The sequence below is a fragment of the Phreatobacter sp. genome (genome assembly GCF_016793595.1).
Taxonomy (GTDB): Bacteria; Pseudomonadota; Alphaproteobacteria; order Rhizobiales; family Phreatobacteraceae; genus Phreatobacter.
On sequence record NZ_JAEULY010000002.1, the window covers coordinates 143,545 to 164,779 of the forward strand.

18 protein-coding genes are annotated in these 21,235 nt (G+C 68.4%); 15 read left to right on the forward strand and 3 right to left on the reverse strand.

Annotated features, from left to right (window positions below):
- Positions 1-98: 98 nt before the first annotated feature.
- Together serA and JNK84_RS01305 are read right to left on the reverse strand one after the other, a co-directional pair.
- Entirely contained in the window at positions 99-1,346 is a 1,248-nt protein-coding gene (serA, locus tag JNK84_RS01300; RefSeq protein WP_293419587.1) for a phosphoglycerate dehydrogenase, read from the reverse strand.
- A gap of 202 nt (positions 1,347-1,548) precedes the next feature.
- On the reverse strand, positions 1,549-1,992 hold the full coding sequence (locus JNK84_RS01305; protein WP_293419590.1) for a MerR family transcriptional regulator: 444 nt from the start codon (positions 1,990-1,992) through the stop codon (positions 1,549-1,551).
- Positions 1,993-2,375: 383 nt separating this feature from the next.
- Between JNK84_RS01305 and JNK84_RS01310 the strand changes: the two genes are divergently transcribed.
- The 5 genes from JNK84_RS01310 (at position 2,376) to JNK84_RS01330 (ending at position 11,786) form a co-directional block, all read left to right on the forward strand.
- The gene (locus JNK84_RS01310) at positions 2,376-5,915 is read left to right on the forward strand and encodes a hypothetical protein (RefSeq protein WP_293419593.1); all 3,540 of its coding nucleotides are present in this window, start codon (positions 2,376-2,378) and stop codon (positions 5,913-5,915) included.
- A gap of 100 nt (positions 5,916-6,015) precedes the next feature.
- Positions 6,016-9,234 carry a bifunctional cytochrome P450/NADPH--P450 reductase gene (locus tag JNK84_RS01315; RefSeq protein WP_293419596.1) on the forward strand — a complete coding sequence of 1,073 codons (3,219 nt, stop codon included), beginning with the start codon at positions 6,016-6,018 and terminating at the stop codon, positions 9,232-9,234.
- A gap of 192 nt (positions 9,235-9,426) precedes the next feature.
- On the forward strand, positions 9,427-9,963 hold the full coding sequence (locus tag JNK84_RS01320) for a GNAT family N-acetyltransferase (protein WP_293419599.1): 537 nt from the start codon (positions 9,427-9,429) through the stop codon (positions 9,961-9,963).
- A gap of 419 nt (positions 9,964-10,382) precedes the next feature.
- Positions 10,383-10,913, forward strand: a complete 531-nt coding sequence (gene rcdA / locus JNK84_RS01325; RefSeq protein ID WP_293420343.1) for a protease adaptor protein RcdA — start codon at positions 10,383-10,385, stop codon at positions 10,911-10,913.
- A gap of 126 nt (positions 10,914-11,039) precedes the next feature.
- Positions 11,040-11,786 carry a YebC/PmpR family DNA-binding transcriptional regulator gene (locus JNK84_RS01330; RefSeq protein ID WP_293419602.1) on the forward strand — a complete coding sequence of 249 codons (747 nt, stop codon included), beginning with the start codon at positions 11,040-11,042 and terminating at the stop codon, positions 11,784-11,786.
- A gap of 9 nt (positions 11,787-11,795) precedes the next feature.
- On the opposite strand, the gene JNK84_RS01335 is transcribed toward JNK84_RS01330, so the two are convergent.
- Positions 11,796-12,554 (reverse strand): sulfite exporter TauE/SafE family protein, encoded by a 759-nt coding sequence (locus JNK84_RS01335; protein WP_293419605.1) that lies wholly within the window; start codon positions 12,552-12,554, stop codon positions 11,796-11,798.
- A 331-nt stretch (positions 12,555-12,885) separates the two neighbouring features.
- On the opposite strand from JNK84_RS01335, the gene ruvC reads away from it, so the two are divergent.
- The 10 genes from ruvC (at position 12,886) to tolB (ending at position 21,231) form a co-directional block, all read left to right on the forward strand.
- On the forward strand, positions 12,886-13,380 hold the full coding sequence (gene ruvC, locus JNK84_RS01340; RefSeq protein ID WP_293419608.1) for a crossover junction endodeoxyribonuclease RuvC: 495 nt from the start codon (positions 12,886-12,888) through the stop codon (positions 13,378-13,380).
- Between the two features lie 62 nt (positions 13,381-13,442).
- Positions 13,443-14,159, forward strand: coding sequence for a DNA-3-methyladenine glycosylase I (locus tag JNK84_RS01345; RefSeq protein ID WP_293419611.1), 717 nt, complete (start codon positions 13,443-13,445; stop codon positions 14,157-14,159).
- Between the two features lie 56 nt (positions 14,160-14,215).
- The gene (gene ruvA, locus JNK84_RS01350) at positions 14,216-14,833 is read left to right on the forward strand and encodes a Holliday junction branch migration protein RuvA (protein WP_293419614.1); all 618 of its coding nucleotides are present in this window, start codon (positions 14,216-14,218) and stop codon (positions 14,831-14,833) included.
- A gap of 46 nt (positions 14,834-14,879) precedes the next feature.
- Complete coding sequence (ruvB, locus tag JNK84_RS01355) at positions 14,880-15,923, forward strand: Holliday junction branch migration DNA helicase RuvB (protein ID WP_293419617.1); 1,044 nt, start codon at positions 14,880-14,882, stop codon at positions 15,921-15,923.
- A complete protein-coding gene (gene ybgC, locus JNK84_RS01360) occupies positions 15,916-16,362 on the forward strand; it encodes a tol-pal system-associated acyl-CoA thioesterase (protein WP_293419620.1) in 447 nt (148 codons plus the stop codon). The genes ruvB and ybgC overlap by 8 nt, the downstream gene beginning before the upstream one ends.
- Before the next feature lie 45 nt (positions 16,363-16,407).
- Positions 16,408-17,133 (forward strand): sulfite exporter TauE/SafE family protein, encoded by a 726-nt coding sequence (locus JNK84_RS01365; RefSeq protein WP_293419623.1) that lies wholly within the window; start codon positions 16,408-16,410, stop codon positions 17,131-17,133.
- A 288-nt stretch (positions 17,134-17,421) separates the two neighbouring features.
- Positions 17,422-18,159, forward strand: a complete 738-nt coding sequence (gene tolQ, locus JNK84_RS01370; RefSeq protein WP_293419626.1) for a protein TolQ — start codon at positions 17,422-17,424, stop codon at positions 18,157-18,159.
- 13 nt (positions 18,160-18,172) lie between these two features.
- Positions 18,173-18,619 (forward strand): protein TolR, encoded by a 447-nt coding sequence (tolR, locus tag JNK84_RS01375; RefSeq protein WP_293419630.1) that lies wholly within the window; start codon positions 18,173-18,175, stop codon positions 18,617-18,619.
- Between the two features lie 18 nt (positions 18,620-18,637).
- Positions 18,638-19,825, forward strand: coding sequence for a hypothetical protein (locus tag JNK84_RS01380; RefSeq protein ID WP_293419633.1), 1,188 nt, complete (start codon positions 18,638-18,640; stop codon positions 19,823-19,825).
- An 86-nt stretch (positions 19,826-19,911) separates the two neighbouring features.
- Entirely contained in the window at positions 19,912-21,231 is a 1,320-nt protein-coding gene (gene tolB, locus JNK84_RS01385; RefSeq protein ID WP_293419636.1) for a Tol-Pal system beta propeller repeat protein TolB, read from the forward strand.
- Positions 21,232-21,235 lie beyond the last annotated feature (4 nt).

The window sequence follows — 21,235 nt, forward strand, 5'->3', positions numbered from 1 at the left end:
AATCTGCCTATTCGATAGGCAGATCCAGCGCGCAAGCCGGCGATTGCATAAGGATGAGCAAGTCCGGGGCCAGCCTCCGCCAGCCCGTGGCTGGCCGGTCAGGCGCCGCGATAGAGCAGGCGCGCCCGGATCGTGCCGGGGAGATCGCGGATCTGGTCGAGCACCGCCTCGGCATCCTCGACCGAGCCGTCGGCATCGAGGACGACGTAACCGACCTCGCCATCGGTCTGGTAGTACTGCGCGGCGATATTGATGCCGCGTCCGGCGAAGACGTCGTTGAGACGGCGCAGCTCGCCGGGCAGGTTGCGCTGCACCTGGATGAAGCGCGTGCCGGCGGGCCGGACGGGCAACTGCACCTGGGGGAAGTTCACGGCGCCCCAGGTCGAGCCGATATCGGAATATTCGACGAACTTGCGGGCGACTTCCGCGCCGATCCGCTCCTGCGCCTCCTCGGTGGAGCCGCCGACATGCGGGGAGAGGATGACGTTCTCCAGCCCCTGCAGCGGCGAGACGAAGGCATCGGCGTTGGACGACGGCTCGACCGGGAATACGTCCACGGCGGCGCCGCGCAGATGACCCGATTTCAGGGCGGCGGCGAGCGCCTCGAGGTCGAGGATCGTGCCGCGAGCATTGTTGATGAGATAGGCGCCCTTCTTCATCGCCGCGATCTCGCGCGCGCCGATCATGCCCTGCGTCGCGGGCGTCTCGGGAAGGTGCAGCGAAACGACATCGGCCCGACCCAGCAGATCGCGGAGGTCGTCGGCCGGCTCGACATTGCCGTGACGCAGCTTGTCGGTGTGATCGAAATAGATGACCCGCATGCCCATGGCCTCGGCGAGCACGGCGAGCTGCGAGCCGATATTGCCGTAGCCGACGATGCCCAGCGTCTTGCCGCGGATCTCGTAGCTGTCGACCGCCGACTTGTCCCACGCGCCCTGATGCGCCTTCACCGATTTCGGGAAGATGCGCCGGAACAGCATGACGATTTCGGCGATGGTCAGTTCGGCGACGCTGCGCGTGTTGGAGAACGGGGCGTTGAAGACCGGGACGCCGGCGCGATTGGCGGCGACGAGATCGACCTGGTTGGTGCCGACGGAGAAGCAGCCGATGGCGATCAGCCGGTCGGCCGCTTCCAGCACCTTCGGCGTGATCATGGTGCGGGAGCGGATGCCCAGCAGGTGCACGCCCTTGATCGCCTCGGCGAGCGCCACGCCGTCCAGCGCCTTCGGTAGACGCTCGATATTGGTGTAGCCGGCCGCGCGCAGAGCGCCGACGGCGGTGTCCGAAATGCCTTCGAGCAGCAGGATGCGGATGCGATCCTTGGGCAGAGACAGCGCAGCGGTCATGGCGGCAGCTTCCGGCAGGCGAGAGATGGGCGAGGGCAGGCCAATGACAGGAAGCCGGACGCCCCGCAAGAGCCGTATGGATGCACTGGGTGCAATGCAGCAACTGCGCGGTGCTGCCAACGCGCTCAAAGCGAAAGGGCCGCCTCTGTGAGACGGCCCTTTCGGTGGAGGCGCAAGCCGGCGGGGGCCGGCGGCTGCGAATTCAGCGATTGCGCTCGATCATCTGCGACAGCGTGTCGTGGGTGCGGCGCAGTTCGGTGATGGCTTCCTCGATCTCGCGCTTCTGCTGCTCGAGATGCGCGATCTGCTCCAGGCACTTCTCGCGCGACAGTTTCAGCTGCTGGTCCGGTCCGGCGTCGTGACGCTCGTGCGCCTCGACCATCTCGGAAATCTCGGCGAGCGTGAAACCGAGGCGCTTGCCCTTGAGGATGAGTTGCAGACGGACGCGGTCGGTCGCGCTGTAGAGGCGGGCAAGACCCTCGCGCCGCGGCGAGAGCAGGCCCTTGTCCTCGTAGAAGCGCAGGGCACGAAGCGTCACGTCGAACTCGCGCGCGAGATCTCCGATCGTATAGACGGCCGGACCGGCCTTGGCCGCTTCCGCGTCGTCTTCGATCCAAAAGACGTCGTCGTCGTTATTGCGAGTCATGAATGCCTTCCGTTCCATAGTGTGCTCCATCCTCGCGCGCTAGGAAACCTCGTTCTGGGATAGGAGCCCTATATCGGAAGCTGCCCCCCAGAGGGGAGGGCACTCAGCGTTCCGATACGTTACATACCGTTAGGGGAGGCTCCGTACGGAACAGATGCAAGGTCGGCGACCGTCGGCGACCATTGTAACAGTGAACCCTCTGAAGCCAAAGTTAACAAAAATCCCGCCCGTTAACGCTCCGTTTACCATGATTGCCAAGATTGGCATGCGGGACACCCCCATATGCGCGGCTCGGATTCGCGCCGGAGGATGCCCCGGGCGCAGCCTGTGATCCAGCAATGGGCGGTTGCGGCCCGAACCTCGACAAGCGTTGCGGATCCGGTATGCGACACACAATCCCCTGGAGTGTGAAGGGCGTCGACCAGGATGCTCGCGAGGCCGCCAAGGAAGCGGCCCGTCGCTCTGGCATGTCGCTCGGCGAATGGCTCAACTCCGCCATTGCGGAACAGGCCGAGACGGCCGCCCATCAGGAGACCGACACCGGCCTCTCGACGGTCACGCGCCGCCTCGACAGCATCGCCCAGCGCCTCGACGCCGTGGCGCGGCGCGATCAGGGGCCGGTTCTGCCGCCCGCGACTCTCGCGCGGAACGAGCATGGCGACCTCGTGCGGGCGCTCGACGCTGTCGCGCGCCTGGCGGAAATTTCCGAGCGGCGATCCGCTGCCGCCATCGAGGCGGTCGAACGGCTGGGTACGCATGTCGCGCAGCCGCGCGCGGCCGCTCCCCAGCTCTCGCCGGAGCGTTCGGAGGCCCATGCGCGCCTCGACGAGATCGCGCGGTCGATCCGCGACCTCGAATCACCGGCCGGCCCGCGCGCCGCCGCCCAGCCGGCGCCTCCCGCGCCGCGAGCCTCGGTGCCGCAGCGGGCCCGGGCGATCCATCACGACATCGATGCGACCGTCGCCGAAATCGCCGCGCGCCAGCGCCAGCTCGATTCGGGCATGACGGCGCCGCCGGTTGCGCCGCCAGCCCCGGTTGCGGCGGCTGCCAGCACCGCCGACCGCGACCTCGCGCCGCTCGCCGCCAAGCTCGACGCGCTCGGGCGCCAGCTCGACGAGGTGCTGCGCCAGCCGGCGCAGCGCCCGCAGCCGGCGCCGGACCGCTCCGCCATCGCCGGGGAGATCAGCAAGCTCTCCGCGCGCATCGAAGCCTTCTCCAAGCCCGCCGATGACGGTCTGGAGCGCGAGCTCAAGGTCCTTTCCGGCCGCATCGAGCAGATGCGCAAGGAAATGTCCGCGCGCGAGGCGAATCAGAGCGAGGCGGCGCTTGCCGAACTGCGCGCCGACATCGCCGCGCTCTCCGAACAGCTCGTCGATCTGGCGCCGCGCCGCGTCGTCGAGACGCTGGAGACGGAGATTCATGCCATCGCGGACCGTCTCGACGAGGCGCGGGCGCAGGGCATGTCCGATGCGCCCTTGCAGAAGCTGGTCGCGGAATTCGAGCGCACCGTCTCGGGGCTGATGCCGGCCGAGGGGATTGCCGAGGAGATTCGGGCCCTGTCGTCCAGGGTCGACGCGCTCGCCTCAAGAAGCCTCGACACCTCGCTGATCGAGCGCCTGACGCAGGAGACCGCGACGGTCCGGGCCATGCTCGCCGATGCGGCGACCCGCGATGCGGTCGATGCCCTGGCGCAGCAGATCGGCGTGCTCGGCCGGCGGGTCGAGGAACTGGCCGTCCCCCGTCATGACAACGGCGCGGAAGCGCTGGCTTCGGCCATCGAGGCGCGGATCGACGAGATCGCGACGCGGCTCGAGACGGCTTCGCGCGCGCCCGCGCCCGCGGCGGCTGTTGCCGCCACCAGTCCGGAGCTCGAGGACGCGCTGCGCAAGCTCGCCGACAAGCTCGACGCCAGCCACTCACGCGGCAATGATCCGGCCGCGCTGGCGGAGATCGAGCGGCACATCCTGTCGCTGGCCGCCAAGATCGACGCATCCGACGCACGCTTCGCCCAGCTCGGCACCATCGAGCGCGGCCTTTCCGATCTGTTCGTCCAGATGGAGGAGATGCGCTCCAGCGCGATCGACGCCGCCGAGCGCGCCGCCCGCCAGGCGATGATGCGCGAAGCGGAGACGCGCCGCGACATGGCCGAGCCCGCCGCGCGCCGGCAGCAGGAATCGGTCGAGGCCGTCCAGAACACTCTCGAACGGGTGGTGAAGCGCATCGCCGAGATCGAGGCTCCGGCCTCGGCGCCCGATCTCGCACCGGCACAGCCGCTTGCCGCCCAGCCCGCCGCGACGCCGCATGCGGCCGAAACCCGGCGCGCGCCGGCGCCGGCCTCGGTGGTCGCCGAGCGCGCCGCCGCCCCCATATCGCGCCAGTCCGCGCCGAGCCGCCCGCCCGGCAGCGTTGACCTGCCGCTGGAGCCCGGTTCGGGCGCGCCGCGCCTTCGTCCCCCGGTTCCCGGTACTTCCGCCGGCGCAGGCACGAAAACGGACTTCATCGCCGCCGCCCGCCGCGCCGCCCAGGCCGCCGCGGCCGAGCCGCCCTCGCGCCAAGACGTGCCGGAGGCGGAGAAGGCTTCGCTGTTCTCCAGGCTGCGCGGCGCGATGCGCAAGGCGCCGAAGGAAGCGGGCGAGCCGGAAGCGGCCGAACAGACCCCCGAGGTGCGCCCTGCTCGCAAGGCGCGTGCTGAGGCGGCCGTAGCGGCGCCGGTGGTGCGCGATGCCGCCCCCGAAGTGCTGATCGAGCCGTCCGTCGATGCGCCGCGTCCGATCGACGAGGCCGATGAGCCGCCGAAAGGGCGTTTTTCCGCCAATCGCAAGACCATCGTGATGGGTATCGCGGCGGCGCTGCTTGTTCTTGCCGCCGGTCTCTCGACCCTGCCGCGGCTGCGCAGTGCGCCACCGGCCGACGATACGACGCGCTCGATCACCGCCGCCCCTCAGGGGCGCTCGGACGCCGGGGCTCCCGCGACCGCGGCCGACCAGCCGCGCGCCGTGCCCACCACGAGCTTCGCGCCGGCCTCGGCCACCTCGACGCCCGCCGAATTGCCGCCGCCGGCGGAATCGCCCGCGACCGGCGCCCCGGCCAGTTCGCCCGAAACGGCCCCGGAAACCACCGGATCGGTGCAGCGCGCCCAGCCGTCCGGCACGAGCGTCTCGCCGACGGGCTGGCAGCCCGTCGACACCCGCACCGGCCGCGTCCTCACGATTCCAGCGCCGCTGCGTGCCGCTGCCGATGCCGGCGATCCCGTCGCGGCCTATGAGATGGGCACGCGCCATCTCGAGGGCAGGGGCGTCGCCGCCAGCGCGGCCGAGGCCGCCAGATGGTATCAGCGCGCCGCCGACGCCGGCATCCCGCCGGCCCAGTACCGGCTCGGCAGTCTCTACGAGAAGGGCACGGGCGTTCTGCGCGACTTCGAGCGCGCCCGCCGTCTCTACGAGCGCGCCGCCGATGCCGGCAACGCCAAGGCCATGCACAATCTCGCGGTGATGTTCGCGCAAGGACAGGCGAGCGAGCGGCCGGACTACAGGACGGCGGCACAGTGGTTCCGCAAGGCGGCCGAGCACGGCGTCAGCGACAGCCAGTACAATCTCGGCATCCTCTACGCCCGTGGCCTCGGCGTCGATCAGAGCATCGCCGAAAGCTACAAGTGGTTCGCGCTGGCCGCTGCCGGCGGCGATCAGGACGCGGCCAAGAAGCGCGACGAGGTGGCGGCCCGCCTCGACGCCCAGACGCTGGTCGCGGCTCGCCTCGCGGTGCAGACCTTCGCGGCGAAGGCGGAGCCCGAGGCGGCGATCCGCGTCGCAGCACCGGCAGGCGGCTGGGGCGATCCGCCGGCTGCCGAGGCGCCGTCGGGCTCCTCGCCGCCAGCTCAGCCGGTTCGGCCGGCGACCCGCCGGGCGCAATCGCCGTCGCGTTGACGCTACGGACGGTTGAGCTTGCCGCAGCGGCCCGCCGCGACGATTGACAGATTCCAAACAGACCCCCTCAATGCCTGAAAATCATTGAGGGAAACGTCTTATGGCTGCCGCGAACGCGCTCGCCCCCATCCCGCATCCGCCGAAGAAGCCCGTCGTCGGCAACATGCTGACGGTGGACAGCGACACGCCGTTGCAGAGCCTGATGGAGCTGACGCGGCAGCACGGCGACATCTACTGGCTCGACATGATGGGCACGCCGCTGGTCGTGGCCTCGGGCGCGGATCTGGTCGATGAGCTTTGCGACGAGACGCGGTTCGACAAGGCGGTGCGCGGCTCGCTCCGGCGCATCCGCGCCATTGGCGGCGACGGCCTGTTTACCGGCGACACGCAGGAGCCGAACTGGGCCAAGGCGCACAACATCCTGCTGCCGACCTTCTCGCAGCGCGCCATGGTCAACTACCTGCCGATGATGCAGGACATCGCTTCCCAGCTCTGCCTGAAATGGGAGCGCCTCAACGCCGACGACGAGATCGACGTCGTCCACGACATGACCGCGCTGGCGCTCGACACGATCGGCGTCTGCGGCTTCGACTACCGGTTCAACTCCTTCTACCGGCGCGACTACCACCCCTTCATCGACGCGCTGACCCGCACGCTCGAGACCTGCATGATGCAGCGGGGCCTGCCGTTCGAGAATCTGCTGCTCGCGAAGCGCCTCGGGCAGGCCAAGACCGACGTGAATTTCATGAACACGCTGGTCGACGACATCATCCGCGAGCGGCGGCGCTCTGGCGGCGATCAGAAGGACCTGCTCAACTACATGCTGGCCGGCGTCGACAAGCAGACCGGCGAGGGCCTGTCCGACGAGAACATCCGCTACCAGATCAACACCTTCCTGATCGCGGGCCACGAAACGACGTCGGGGCTCCTGTCCTTCACCATCTACTTCCTGCTCAACCACCCCGACGTGCTGGCCAGGGCGACCGAGGAGGTCGACCGGGTGCTGGGGAATGACATCAACCAGCCCCCCACCTTCAGCCAAGTCAACCAGCTCACCTATGTCTCGCAGGTGCTGAAGGAGGCGCTTCGGCTCTGGCCGACCGCCCCGGCCTTCGGCCTCTATCCCTACAAGAACGAGACGATCGGCGGGCAATATCCCCTGAAGGCCAAGACCTTCGTCACCGTGCTGACGCTGATGCTGCATCGGGACAAGAAGGTGTGGGGTGACGATCCCGAAGCCTTCAACCCCGACCACTTCTCCCGCGAAGCCGAGGCGGAGCGGCCGGTCAATGCCTACAAGCCGTTCGGCAACGGCCAGCGCGCCTGTATCGGCCGCCAGTTCGCCATGCAGGAGGCGGCGCTGGTGCTGGGCATGATCCTCCAGCGCTTCCAGCTGTTCGATCACGCGAAATACCAGCTCAAGATCAAGGAAACGCTGTCGATCAAGCCCGACGGCTTCAAGATCAAGGTCAAGGAGCGGCCGGGCCGCACGCGCGGCACGATGATCGCGGCGGCCGGCGCGCCGCAGGCGGCGGCGAATGGCGCTGCGGCTGTTGCCGCCCGCCCGAAGCATGGCGCCAAGCTGACCGTACTCTACGGCTCGAACCTCGGCGCGACCGAGGAGATTGCCCGCGCCATCGCCGAGGGCGGCGAGATCAACGGCTTCGACGTGACGCTCGCCGAGATGGACGACAGGGTCGGCGACCTGCCGAAGGAGGGCGCGGTGGTCTTCGCCTGCGCCTCCTACAATGGCGGGCCTCCCGACAATGCCGCGCGCTTCGTCAAATGGCTGAACGAGGCGAGCGACCCGGCTCTGCTCAAGGGCATGAACTATGCCGTCTTCGGCTGCGGCAACCGCGACTGGGCCTCGACCTACCAGGCGGTGCCGCGCGCGCTCGACGACCGGCTGGCGGCGCTGGGCGCGGCGCGCATCCGCGACCGAGCCGAGGGCGATGCCCGCGAGGACCTCGACGGTCAGTTCCAGGACTGGCTCGGCACGCTCCACCCGGCCATCGGCGAGGCGCTGAAGCTCGACATCGACTTCACGCAGGAGGCCAAGGCCGCGCCGCTTTATCAGGTCGAGACGGTCTCGCCCGCCAGCGCCAATCCGGTGGTCAATGCGGCGGGCGCCCGGCCGATGACCATCGCGGTCAACAAGGAACTTCAGAAGAAGACGGGCGACGCCGCGCTCGACCGCTCGACCAGGCACATCGAGGTGGAACTGCCGGGCGGTGCCAGCTACCGGCCGGGCGATCACCTCTCCGTCGTGCCGGTCAATCCCGAGACGCTGGTGAAGCGCGCGGCGAAACATTTCGGCTTCGATGATGGTGCGCAGATCAAGCTGACGGCCGAAGGCGGCCGCCGTTCGGCCTTGCCAGTCGGCGAGCCCATCGCGGTGAAGCGGCTGCTCGGCGACTATGTCGAGCTGCAGGCAGTCGCGACGCGCAAGCAGGTGCAGGCGCTGGCCGACGCCACCCGCTGCCCGATGACCAGGCCGAAGTTGCAGGCGCTGGCCTCGGAGGCGGAGCCGGGCGGCTACAAGAGCGAGATCTGGACGAAGCGCCGCTCCGTGCTGGACTTGCTGGAGGACCATCCGGCCTGCGAGCTGCCTTTCGCCAGCTATCTCGAAATGCTGCCGCTGATGACGCCGCGCTACTATTCCATCTCGTCCTCGCCGTTGGCTTCGCCGGGGCGCTGCGCGGTGACGGTCGGCGTGGTGAAGGGGCCGGCGCGCTCCGGCCACGGCACTTACGAAGGCATCTGCTCGAACCACCTCGACCGGCGGGTTCAGGGCTCGGTGATCCAGGCCATGATCCGCGAGACCAAGGCCGGGTTCCGCCTGCCGGAAGATCCGGCGAAGCCGATCGTCATGATCGGACCGGGCACGGGGCTCGCCCCGTTCCGCGGCTTCTGTCAGGAGCGCGCCGCGCTCAAGGCGAGCGGCAAGGCGCTCGGCCCGGCGGCGCTGTTCTTCGGCTGCCGCCATCCTGACCAGGATTATATCTATCGCGAGGAACTGGAAGGCTTCGCCCGCGACGGCATCGCAGACCTCCACGTCGCCTTCTCGCGCCACAACGGCTCGCGGACCTATGTGCAGGATCTCGTCAAGGCGGAGGCAGCGAAACTCTGGCCGATGATCGAGGCGGGCGCGACCATCTTCGTCTGCGGCGACGGCAGCCGGATGGAGCCGGACGTCAAGCGGACGCTCGTCGGCATCTACTGCGACGAGAAGGAGGTGTCGCTGGAGGAGGGCGAGGCCTGGATCGAGCGCATGGGCCGGGAAGGTCGCTACGTGCTGGACGTGTGGGCCGGCAGCTGAGGGCTATGCCTGCTTGCTTTCGGCAAGCGGAACGGCTGTTTGATGCTGCGTTGCAGCGAGGAGGCGAATGGTCGCACTCCCGCCAATCATGCGGACGATGCGCCGTATGCGGTTGACTTCCATGTTGCGGTGCACAATATTTGGGGCCTAGGGAGTGAGCGTCCTCGGGGAATCACCCATGAGGAGATCACCATGGCACGGGCCCATCACGAGCTCGGCACCATCCGCGAGCTGTCGAAGTCCGATCAGGCGCTGCACCGCGACCACCTCTTGAGGCTGGACGCGGAGGGCCGCCGCGACCGGTTCAACGGCGTCGCGGACGACAATTTCATCGCTGCCTATTCGCAGCGCTGCTTCGCGGGCCGAACGCGCGTCTTCGCCTATGTCGATGCGGGCGGGGCTGTGCGCGGGTCGGCCGAGCTGCATCCGCCGACCGCGGGCGAGCCTGCCGACGTCGCCTTTTCGGTGGAGAACGATTTCCGCCGCCGGGGCATCGCCAGCCGCCTGTTCGAGGCGGTGATCGCGGCTGCGCGCTATTCGCGCTTCCGGCAGCTCCGCATCACGTCGACGGCGACGAACCTCGCGATGCGCGCGCTCGCGCGCAAGTTTGGCGCGCGCTTCACCTTCGAGGCGGGCGAGGCGACAGGCATCCTGCCGGTCCATCCGACGGAGGCACTCGCACGCCCCGCGCCGCTGCGCGTCGCGGCGGCTTCCATCGCGGCGGAGTGACCCCGGCAGCGGGGTCTTGCCGAGAATCGCCGGCTGCACCGGAGGGAGTTAACCGCGAGTTAACCTTTCCGGTTTATCAATTGGATCGTTCAGTTCGCTGGACGCGAGTGGCTCCTGTCCACTCTGTTTGACGCCTCCCTGTATTCGACTTCAAGGCCGCCTCCGGGCGGCCTTTTTTTATCCGCTCGGCTTGCGGCGGAGAGCCGTTTGGGGTGGGATGTGACCCGCCTTGGACCCGCTCCTGTCACGGCGCTTCATGGCGACAAGCCAGCACGTCCGGTGTCCCGTTTCGATACAGAATGCGGTGGCACCTGCCTTGCTGCATCAGGCCAAGGCCGCGTTTACCCTTGCAGAGGCAATCGCCTTTACAGCACGGGCCGACGACGGCACACACCGGCCCTGAGGGAGTTGTCCGCGTGATGCCGCATGAGAGCGTTTCTTCCGCCGCCGAACCTGCCGTCGCCTTCGGGGCGCGGCTCGCAACCTCGCCTGCCTTCAAGGAGCTTTTCCGCGACGGCATGAGCCTCGTTGAGGAGACGGCTGGCTATCTCGACGGTCCCGGCCGCTCCGAGAGCAAGAGCCTGGAACGTGGCGCCGCGCTCGCCTATGCCACCGAGAGCATGCGCCTGACGACGCGGTTGATGCAGCTCGCATCCTGGCTGCTGCTCCAGCGCGCGGTCAACGAGGGCGAGCTGACGCAGGAACAGGCCGCCCAGGAAAAATCCAAGGTCCGTCTGTCCTCGGTCGGCGCCCCGACGCCGCAGGCGACCATCGACGAGCTGCCCGAGGCCCTCGCCGGCCTGATCGGCAAGGCGATGCGCCTGCAGGAGCGCATCATCCACATGGACCGTCTGCTGTTCGGCGCCGAGCGGGCCGAGGCGCCGGTGGCCGCCAATGCCATTTCGGGGCAGATGGACCTGCTGGCCGCGGCGTTCAACGCGCGTCGCTGACGCGCGGGCCGGCTGGATTTCGTGATTTCGCGCGCCTATAAGACCGGCAACCTGTAGCCGGCGCTCCGCGCGGCGCGCCCTGGCCGCGCCCCGACTTCCGGCTTGGCAACGCCGAAAGAGGGGCACATGGCCGGGCATTCACAGTTCAAGAACATCATGCACCGCAAGGGCCGGCAGGACGCGGCCCGCTCAAAGCTGTTCGGCAAGCTGTCGCGCGAAATCACCGTGGCCGCGAAGATGGGCCAGCCGGATCCGGCCTTCAATCCGCGCCTGCGTGCCGCCATTCTCGCCGCCCGCGCCGAGAACATGACCAAGGACACGATCGAACGCGCGATCAAGAAGGCCTCGGCCGGCGATGCCGAGAACTACGAGGAAATCCGCTACGAGGGTTACGGCCCGGGCGGCGTCGCGGTCATCGTCGAGGCGCTGTCCGACAACCGCAACCGGACGGCTTCCGAAGTGCGCTCCTATTTCACCAAGGTTGGCGGCAATCTCGGCGAGACCGGCTCGGTCGCCTTCATGTTCGACCGGGTCGGCGTGATCGAGTTCGCGGCTGACAAGGCCTCGGCCGACGACATGCTGGAAGCGGCCATCGAGGCCGGCGCCGAGGACGTCGTCTCCGGCGAGGCCGGCCATGAGGTGACCACCGCGGCCGACAGCCTCGCGGAAGTCTCCAAGGCGCTGGAGGCGAAGTTCGGCGAGCCGAAGAAATCGGCGCTGAGCTGGAAGCCGCAGAACAATGTCGCCGTGGACGACGACACCGGCGAGAAGCTGCTGCGCCTGATGGACCTGCTCGACGACAATGACGACGTGCAGAACGTCTATTCCAATTTCGAGCTGTCCGAGGCGCTTGTCGCCAAGATGGGCGTGTGAAGCTCTGCTTCAGCGCAGCAGCTTGTCCAGCGCGGGCAGGCTGGTGAGTGCGGCCATGGCGATGACGCCGAAGGCGACGGGGCGAAACAGGCGCGGGCTCGCCTTCTCGAACAGGATCGAGCCGAGGCCGATGCCGACGCCGTAGGGCACGATGGTCCAGGCGGCGATGCGGAACACGTCCGACGTGAAGATGCCGGCGAGCGCCAGCAGCGACATCGACAGGACCGAGGCCGGCACGAAGAAGGCGACGGACGAGCCGCGCACGCCCTCGTTGTGGCTCGGGCCTGCCAGCCAGAACAGCGACAGGACCATGCCGCCGAGGCTGGCGAGCCCGGAAATGACGCCGGAGGCCGTGCCGGTGGCGAGGGTCGCGGGCAGGCCGGGCGACGCTTCGATCCGCCCGACCGTGAGCAGCAGCGTCAGCACCAGCACGATGGACAGCGAGGTGACCCAGCGCACCGGCGTCGGATCGATGGACATGAGGAGCCAGACGCCGATGGGCAGGCCGACCACATAGCCGATGAACAAGGGGCCGATCTCGCCCCAGCGCGCATGGCGCCAGGTCGAGCGGATCATGCCGAGCTGCATGACGGCGTCGATGATCGACATGATGCCGATGGCGGCCTTGGGCCCGAGATAGGCGCCGGCCACGGGCATAAAGATCATGGCCGAGCCGAAGCCGGTATAGCCGCGCACCGTACCGGCGAAGAATGCGGCGACGAGGACGAGCAGCGGCGGGGGAGAGCCGAGGCTTGCGAGCGCTTCCACGAACAATGTTCCTGTTTTTCTTCCGCATAGGGAAAATTCTGGTCGCCGGGTATGGCTGCGGGCGCGGGGCGGCCGTGCATGGGGATGGTTTGCCGTTGACTGGACCGTACAAGCGCCGGTGACGGCCGGAACCCATCCACGTCATGCCCGGCCCGGTGCCGGGTACCCACGACTTCTCATCGCGGTCGCGCTCAAGTCGTGGATGGCCGGGCCAAGCCCGGCCGTGACGGAGAGGACGGAGCCTTTCCGACATCAGGGCAGCCCGACGACCATTCGCGGGATTCTGCAAAAATGCAGAACCGCCGTGTTCCCTTCGATAGACTCGCTCCCTATGAACGGCACGATTCGCATTCTCGGCCTTGACCCGGGCCTTCGGCGTACCGGCTGGGGCGTGATCGATGTCACCGGCAACCGGCTGGGCTTCGTCGCCTGCGGTACGGTGACCTCCGACGACAAGGGCGAGCTCGCCTCCCGGCTCGCCCAGCTCTACCGCGGTATTTCGGACGTGCTGACGGCCTGGTCGCCGGACGAGGCGGCGGTCGAACAGACCTTCGTCAACAAGGATGCGACGGCGACGCTGAAGCTCGGCCAGGCGCGCGGCATCGCCATGGTGGTGCCGGCGCTGGCGGGGCTGCCGGTCGCGGAATACGAGCCGACCAAGGTCAAGAAGTCGATCGTCGGCGCCGGCCACGCCGACAAGAACCAGATTCACATGATGATCGGCATCCTGCTGCCGAAGGCCGATCCGAAGACCATGGATGCCGCCGATGCGCTCGCCATCGCCGTCACCCATGCCCATCACAGGACTGCGGTGGGCCGGCGGTAGCGTCCGCCTCTTGCCGCGATCCGGCATTCGTCGTGGGATGACGGGCAGGAGAGGGACTATCCATGACCGATTTCGCGAAAATCCACGCCCGCGCCGCCAAGCGGAAAGGCGGCGAGGATGTACTCAAGAGCCTGTTGCCCGCCGTTGCTCCCCAGAAAGCTCTTGCCGATGTGCCGGACGACCGCATTCTCGCGGAAATGGCGAAGCGCATCTTCTCGGCCGGCTTCGTCTGGAGCGTGATCGAGGCGAAATGGCCGGGCTTCGAGGAGGCTTTCCTCGGCTTTCAGCCCAAGGCGCTGCTGTTTCAGCCGGACGAGTTCTGGCACGACCTCGCCCGCGACACGCGCATCGTCCGCAACCCGCAGAAGATCAGATCGGTGCGCGACAATGCCGCCTTCGTCGATCATGTCGCGAAGGAGCACGGCTCGTTCGGCAAGTTCCTGAGCGAATGGCCGGCGGAGGACCAGGTCGGTCTTCTTGACCTGATGGCCAAGCGCGGATCCAGGCTCGGCGGCAAGACCGGTCAGTATTTCCTGCGCTTCATCGGCTATGACGGTTTCGTTACCTCCGGCGACATGGTGATGGCGCTACGCGACGCCGGCCTCGACATCGGCGAGCAGGCGACCTCCAAGGGTGACCTCAAGAAAATCCAGGCGCAGATCAACGACTGGGCGAAAGCGACCAAGCTGCCACGCGTCCACATCTCGCGCATTCTTGCGATGTCCGTCGGCGAAAACTACCCGGCCGAGAAGCTGCAGGCCACTATGGGCGAGGAGTGAGGCCGTTCGCTCCCGCGAATCCGCTATAAGCGGGTGGCAGAAGCGGCGGAAACACCATGATCGGCAAGCTCAAGGGCACCATCGACAGCTACGGCCCGGACTGGGTGATCATTGACGTTCACGGCGTCGGCTATGTGGTCCATTGCTCGTCGCGCACGCTCCAGTCGCTGCCCGCGGCGGGCGAGGCCGCCGTGCTCTCCATCGAGACCATGGTCCGCGAGGACATGATCCGCCTCTACGGCTTCGCCAACGACCTCGAGCGGGAGTGGTTTCGCCTGCTGCTGGCCGTGCAGGGGGTGGGCGCCAAGGTGGCGCTCTCCGTGCTCTCGGCGTTGAAGGCCTCCGACCTCGCCAATGCCATCGCCATGCGCGACAAGGCGGCCATCGGCCGCGCCAACGGCGTCGGGCCGAAAGTTGCCGAGCGCATTGTCACCGAGCTCAAGGACAAGGCGCCGGGCTTCACCGACATCGATCCGGCTCTGGCGAAGCTCGCCGGTGAGGTCGACGAGAAGCGCGCGCCGGGGCCCTTGCAGGACGCGATCTCGGCCCTGACCAACCTCGGTTATGGCGCGCCGCAGGCGGCCGCCGCCATCGCTGCCGCCGCGAAGAAGGCGGGGGAGGGCGCGAATACCCAGACCTTGATCCGGATGGGGCTGAAGGAGCTGTCCTCTTGAGGCCGGCAATTTGCCGGTTCATCGCCCGTCCCCTATTGAGGGCGCGATGACCGAGCCCCGCCGAATCCTCGACGCCGAGCGCCGCGACGACGATGCCGACACGCATCTCAGGCCGCAGCGGCTCGCCGAGTTCATCGGCCAGGCGCAGGCGCGCTCGAACCTCGACGTGTTCATCTCGGCCGCCCGCACGCGCGGCGAGGCGCTGGACCACGTGCTTTTCGTCGGACCGCCGGGCCTCGGCAAGACGACACTGGCGCAGATCCTCGCGAAAGAACTCGGCGTCGGCTTTCGCGCCACCTCCGGCCCGGTCATCGCCAAGGCGGGCGACCTCGCGGCGCAGCTCACCAATCTGGAAGAGCGCGACGTGCTCTTCATCGACGAGATCCATCGCCTCAACCCGGCGGTGGAGGAGATTCTCTATCCCGCGATGGAGGATTTCCAGCTCGACCTGATCATCGGCGAGGGGCCGGCGGCGCGCTCGGTCAAGATCGACCTCGCCAAGTTCACGCTGGTGGGGGCGACGACGCGCGCGGGCCTGCTGACGACGCCGCTGCGCGACCGGTTCGGCATCCCCATTCGCCTGCAATTCTATACGGTGGAGGAACTGGAGCTGATCGTCACGCGCGGCGCACGGGTGCTCGGCGTCGGCATGAAGGCGGACGGCGCCAACGAGATCGCGCGGCGCGCGCGCGGCACCCCGCGCATCGCCGGCCGTCTGCTCCGGCGCGTGCGCGACTTCGCGATTTACAAGGATAGCGACACCATCACCCGCGCCATTGCCGACGAGGCGCTGACGCGGCTGGAGGTCGACAATGCCGGCCTCGACGCCATGGACCGGCGCTATCTCTCGGCCATCGCGCTCAACTATGGCGGCGGCCCGGTCGGCATCGAGACCATGGCGGCGGCGCTGTCCGAGCCGCGCGACGCCATCGAGGAGATCATCGAGCCGTTCCTTATTCAGCAGGGCTTCCTGCAAAGAACGCCGCGCGGACGGCTGCTCACCTCGCATGCCTTCCGCCACCTCGGCCTCGCCGAGCCGAACCGCGACGGGGCGCAGTTCGCGCTGTTCAAGGGCGACGAGGATGAGTGAGCATCTCGCCGGCCGCATTGACGGCGAGACGCATCGGCTGGCGGTCCGGGTCTATTACGAGGACACAGATTTCTCCGGCGTTGTCTATCACGCGAGCTATCTGCGCTTCATGGAGCGCGGGCGCACGGATTTCCTGCGGCTGCTCGGCGTTGCGCAGGGCGATCTGTTCGAGCAGGCGAAGGAGGAGGCCGGCGCCGGCTTCTTTTTCGTGGTGCGCTCCATGGGCATCGAGTTCCTGCGGCCCGCACGGATCGACGACGTGCTCACCGTCGAGACCCGCACGGAGGCGGTGAAGGGTGCGACGCTCAATCTCGCCCAGCGGGTCATGCGGGGCGACGAGGTGCTGGTCGAGGCTAGCGTTCGCGTCGCCTTCCTCGCCGGCGGCAAGCCGATCCGCATTCCTGATGCGCTCCGCAGGGCCATGACGCCCGGCGGCTGATGTGACGGGGGCTCGTCCCCATTTTCCAGACCGATTTCCTCGATCATGAGCATTCTCGGCTTCGGCGGTGCCGAACTCGCCCTCGTCACCGTCACCATGGCGGCCGCCACCGTGGTCCAGGTCGTCACCGGCGTCGGCCTCAGCCTCGTCCTGATTCCGGTTCTGGCCCTCGCAGCGCCGGCCTTCGTGCCCGCCCCAGCCCTGTTCGCGGCTCTCGGGGTGATGTTGACCATGGTCTGGGGCAAGCTCGGCCTGGTCGATCGGGGCGAGATCGCATCCGGGACGGCGGGGCTCGCCATCGGAACCGCGGCGGGGGTCGTCGCGCTGGCCTTCGTCGATCCGGCGCAATTGCCGCGCCTTTTCGGCATCCTGATCCTCATCGCAACCGGAATGGCGCTGGCGGGGCTGAGATTCAGGCTCGACCTGCGGACGATCTTCGCCGTGAGCCTGGTGTCGGGCGTCATGGGCGGCCTGTCCGGCATCCATAGCCCGTTGATCGGGATCGTCTATGCGGGCCAGCCGCCAGACAAGGTGCGCGCGACGCTGGGGCTCTACTGGATCGTGGCCTATGTGCTGTTCGTTGGCCTGTATGCGATGGCGGGCCGGTTCGATTTCGCCGATGCCGGGCGCGCGGTGCTGTTCGTGCCCGGCATCGCGCTCGGCGCCTGGGTCGCCGCGCGGGTCGCGGGCCGCGTCGATGCCGCCCGCATGCGGGCGGCGATGCTGGTGGTCGCCGTGGCGAGCGGTATGATGCTGATCGTGCGGGGCTGATACGATGGGCGGCGCGCTGGCCTGCCGCGCGCACGCGTGATAGGCACCCCGCGCATATTGCAGTGCCGAAGATAACTCGCCCTTAACCTTAGCAATGGCTTGGTAGGTCACCACGCGGATGCACCTTCCGCGCCACGGTCACGACATATTCAGGGGGCATTTCGCCCCTCAAGGGATGATTAAGCGCAAATTTTTCACAGAAGCGCTTGCCGTCCAGGTTCCGAAAGTCCGTGGCGAGGGGTGTTCGCGACCTCGAAGCCGACCTGTCGCGAAAAAGGATCGCTGCCCATGAATCCCGCCGACGTCGCCCAGACAGCCGCGGCTGCCGCCTCCCATGACGTGTCGCTCTGGGGCCTGTTCTGGGCCGCTCACTGGGTTGTGAAAGCGGTCATGCTCGGCCTCGTCTCGGCCTCCATCTGGGTCTGGGCGATCATCGTCGAGAAGATCATCATGTTCCGCCGCACGCGCAACCAGATGGACCGCTTCGAGCAGGTCTTCTGGTCGGGCCAGTCGCTGGAGGAACTCTATCGCACGCTGGCGCAGCGGCCGACCACGGCCATGGCGGCCCTGTTCGTCGCCGCCATGCGCGAGTGGAAGCGCAGCCACGAGACGGCCTCGCGCTCCTTCGCCGGCCTCCAGCAGCGCATCGACCGCGTGATGAATGTCACCATCCAGCGCGAGGTCGAGCGGCTCGAAGCCCGCCTGATGGTGCTGGCGACGGTCGCCTCCGCCGGGCCGTTCATTGGCCTGTTCGGCACGGTCTGGGGCATCATGACCGCCTTCCAGGCCATCGCCGTGTCGAAGAACACCTCTCTCGCCGTCGTCGCGCCGGGCATCGCGGAGGCGTTGTTCGCTACCGCCATCGGCCTCGTCGCGGCCATTCCCGCGACCATCGCCTACAACAAGCTCGCTGGCGAGGTGAACAAGATCGCCAACCGCCTCGAAGGCTTCGCCGACGAATTCGCCGCCATCCTGTCGCGCCAGATCGACCAGCAGGGCGGCGCCCACGACCAGCGCGCGGCCTGAGGAGTAGAGAACCATGGGTGCTCAGCTCGCAGGTGGCGGGGGACGGGGCAGCGGCCGCAAGCGGCGTCGCTCCCACGTCATGAACGAGATCAACATCACGCCCTTCGTGGACGTGATGCTGGTGCTTCTGGTGATCTTCATGATCGCCGCGCCGCTGATGACCGTCTCGGTGCCGATCGACCTGCCGCAGGCCTCGGCCCGCGCCATCCAGCAGGACCGGCCGCCGATCACCGTCTCGGTGAAGCAGAACGGCGAGATCTTCGTCGGCGAGAACCGGGTGGAATCGGCCCAGCTCGTCGAGCATGTCCGCTCGACCGCCCAGAACGGCGCCGAGGAGCGCATCTTCGTGCGCGGCGACGCGGCGGCGAACTATCAGGCGATCATGGACGTGCTGTCGCAGCTCAAGGGCGGCGGCTTCACCAAGGTGGCGCTGGTCGCCACCGAGCGCGCGTCGCGCTGAGGGCAGGAGTAACCGGCGTTGGCGCTCCACCCGCAAAAGGTTGGATACGGGGTTTCGGTCGCAGGGCATGTCGCCTTCGTGGTCGCGGCCCTGATCGGCTTTTTGTCGTCGCCCTCGAAGGTCGACGAGGGCGAGAGCGTGCCCGTCGAAATCGTCTCCGACGAGCCGGCCCAGTCGACCCGTGGCGACCGCCGCGCCACCGAACAGACGCCGACGCCGCAGCGGGTCGTCGACCGGCAGGCGGCCGAGGAGCGGCGCACCGAGGACGACGCCTCGCTGCCGACGGCGCCGCAGCGCATCCAGAACGTCCAGCTGCCGCCGCCGCCGGCTCCGCGTCCCGAGCCGCAGCCGCAGGCCGCAACCCCGCCGTCCCAGCCCGCGCAGCAGGCGGCAGCGCCGCCCATGCCGGTGCCGCCGCAGCCCCAGCCGCGCCCGACGCCGCCGGCAGCGGCAGAGGAGGTCCGTGAGGACCAGGCGGCCCGTGAGGCCGAGATTCTGGCGCAGCAGCGCCGCGAGGCGGAACAGCGCCGGCAGGAAGAACAGCGTCAGGCCGAGCAGCGCCGCCGCGAAGAGCAGCGGCGCGAGGAACAGCGCCGGGTCGCCGAGCAACGGGAGCGCGAACAGCGCGAGGCCCGCGAGCGTCAGGAGCGCGAACAGCGCGAGCGGCAGGCCCGCGAGCAGCGCGAACGCCAGCAGCGTGAAGCCCGCGAGCGCGCCGAACGGCAGCGCCAGGAGCGCGCCAACGCCCGCCAGTTCGACCCGAATTCCATCGCCTCGCGCCTCAACGTGACCTCGCAGGAGAACGACCGGCGGCAGGCCGCGCGGACCGAGGCGACTGGCGCGACCGCGCCGACCCGCACCGCCTCGCTCGGCACCGCCACCGGTGCCTCCTCCCGCATTACCGGCCGCGAGATCGACGCGATCCGCGCCTGGGCCGAGCGGTGCTGGGAAATCCCGATCGCGGCGCGCGAGGGCAATTCGCCAGCCGTGCGGCTGCGCGTCTCGTTCAACCCGGACGGCACCGTGACCGCGCGGCCCGAAGTGCAGAATCCCCGCGGCGACTCCAACTTCCAGGTGCTCGCCAATTCGGCCGTGCGCGCCGTCATGCGCTGTTCCGCCGAGGGCGGCGTGCGCCTGCCGCGCGAGCGCTACGACACGTGGCGCGAGGTCGTCCTCAACTTCGATCCCAAGGAAATGATGCGCTGAGACCCCAGAATGATGCTCCCCGTTGTCGTCACACCCTCGACGAAACCGGCTGGTAGCGCCATTTGAAGGCTCGACTGGACCCGACCATGACCATGTTGCTCAACCGCCGAACCATTCTTTCAGCTGGCGCCGCCATCACCGGCACGACGCTGTTCTCGCCCTATTCGCGCGCGCAGGGCGCGCCGCCCGTCATCGACATCCGCCGCGGGCAGGTGCAGCCGTTCCCCATCGCCATCCCGAACATGGGCGGCGAGGGCGACATGGGCCGCAACATTGCGGGCGTGATCGAGAACAATCTGCGCCGCTCCGGCTTCTTCCGCGTCATCGAGCGGCAGGCTTACGGCAATGCGACGGTCGATCCGGACCAGCCGCCGAATTTCGCGCAGTTTCAGCAGGCGGGCGCCGCCGGCGTCGTCACCGGCCGCGCGGGCCGGGGCGCGGACGGCCGGTCGCGCGTCGAGTTCCGTCTCTGGGACGTCGCGCAGGGCCAGCAGCTGCACGGCCAGCAGTTCGCCACGCAGGAGGCCAACTGGCGGCGCATCGCTCATATCGTCTCGGACCAGATCTTCGAGCGCGTCACCGGCGAGAAGGGCCATTTCGACACCCGCGTCGTCTTCGTCGACGAGACCGGTCCGAAGGATCGCCGCCAGAAGCGCCTCGCGATCATGGACCAGGACGGCGCCAACGTGCGTTACCTGACGCGCGGCGGCGACCTGGTGCTGACCCCGCGCTTCTCGCCCTCGTCGCAGGATATCACCTACATGGCCTATACCGGCGGTGAGCCGCGGGTGTTCCTGCTCAATATCGAGACCGGGCAGCGCGAGCAGGTCGGCAACTTCCCCGGTATGACCTTCTCGCCGCGCTTCTCGCCAGACGGCCAGCGCATCGTGCTGTCGCTGCAGCAGGGCGGCGGCTCCTCGCTCTACTCGCTGGACCTGCGCTCGCGCGCGGCCGTGCGCCTCACCGATGGATCGGCCATCGACACCGGCGGCTCCTATTCGCCGGACGGCCGCCAGATCGTGTTCGAGAGCGACCGCGGCGGTGGGCAGCAGCTCTACGTGATGAGCGCAGGCGGCGGCGGCGCCAACCGCATCTCCTTCGGCCAGGGCCGCTACGGCACGCCGGTCTGGTCGCCACGCGGCGACTACATCGCCTTCACCCGGCAGGGCGGCGGGCAGTTCTCCATCGGCGTGATCAAGCCGGACGGTTCCGGAGAGCGGATCATCACCTCGGGCCATCACAACGAAGGGCCGACCTTCTCGCCCAATGGCCTGTTCGTGATGTTCTTCCGCGAACAGGGCGGCGGTCCGCGCCTCTATCAGGCGGACATCTTCGCCCGGGCCGAGAACGTCGTGCCGACGCCGAACTTCGCCTCGGACCCGGCGTGGAGCCCGACGCTGCGCTGATCTT

Bases quoted from the DNA above. Each gene is read 5' to 3' on its own strand.
- serA (WP_293419587.1), bottom strand. From the start codon at position 1,346: ATGACCGCTGCGCTGTCTCTGCCCAAGGATCGCATCCGCATCCTGCTG.
- JNK84_RS01305 (WP_293419590.1), bottom strand. From the start codon at position 1,992: ATGACTCGCAATAACGACGACGACGTCTTTTGGATCGAAGACGACGCG.
- JNK84_RS01310 (WP_293419593.1), top strand. From the start codon at position 2,376: ATGCGACACACAATCCCCTGGAGTGTGAAGGGCGTCGACCAGGATGCT.
- JNK84_RS01315 (WP_293419596.1), top strand. From the start codon at position 6,016: ATGGCTGCCGCGAACGCGCTCGCCCCCATCCCGCATCCGCCGAAGAAG.
- JNK84_RS01320 (WP_293419599.1), top strand. From the start codon at position 9,427: ATGGCACGGGCCCATCACGAGCTCGGCACCATCCGCGAGCTGTCGAAG.
- rcdA (WP_293420343.1), top strand. From the start codon at position 10,383: ATGCCGCATGAGAGCGTTTCTTCCGCCGCCGAACCTGCCGTCGCCTTC.
- JNK84_RS01330 (WP_293419602.1), top strand. From the start codon at position 11,040: ATGGCCGGGCATTCACAGTTCAAGAACATCATGCACCGCAAGGGCCGG.
- ruvC (WP_293419608.1), top strand. From the start codon at position 12,886: ATGAACGGCACGATTCGCATTCTCGGCCTTGACCCGGGCCTTCGGCGT.
- JNK84_RS01345 (WP_293419611.1), top strand. From the start codon at position 13,443: ATGACCGATTTCGCGAAAATCCACGCCCGCGCCGCCAAGCGGAAAGGC.
- ruvA (WP_293419614.1), top strand. From the start codon at position 14,216: ATGATCGGCAAGCTCAAGGGCACCATCGACAGCTACGGCCCGGACTGG.
- ruvB (WP_293419617.1), top strand. From the start codon at position 14,880: ATGACCGAGCCCCGCCGAATCCTCGACGCCGAGCGCCGCGACGACGAT.
- ybgC (WP_293419620.1), top strand. From the start codon at position 15,916: ATGAGTGAGCATCTCGCCGGCCGCATTGACGGCGAGACGCATCGGCTG.
- JNK84_RS01365 (WP_293419623.1), top strand. From the start codon at position 16,408: ATGAGCATTCTCGGCTTCGGCGGTGCCGAACTCGCCCTCGTCACCGTC.
- tolQ (WP_293419626.1), top strand. From the start codon at position 17,422: ATGAATCCCGCCGACGTCGCCCAGACAGCCGCGGCTGCCGCCTCCCAT.
- tolR (WP_293419630.1), top strand. From the start codon at position 18,173: ATGGGTGCTCAGCTCGCAGGTGGCGGGGGACGGGGCAGCGGCCGCAAG.
- tolB (WP_293419636.1), top strand. From the start codon at position 19,912: ATGACCATGTTGCTCAACCGCCGAACCATTCTTTCAGCTGGCGCCGCC.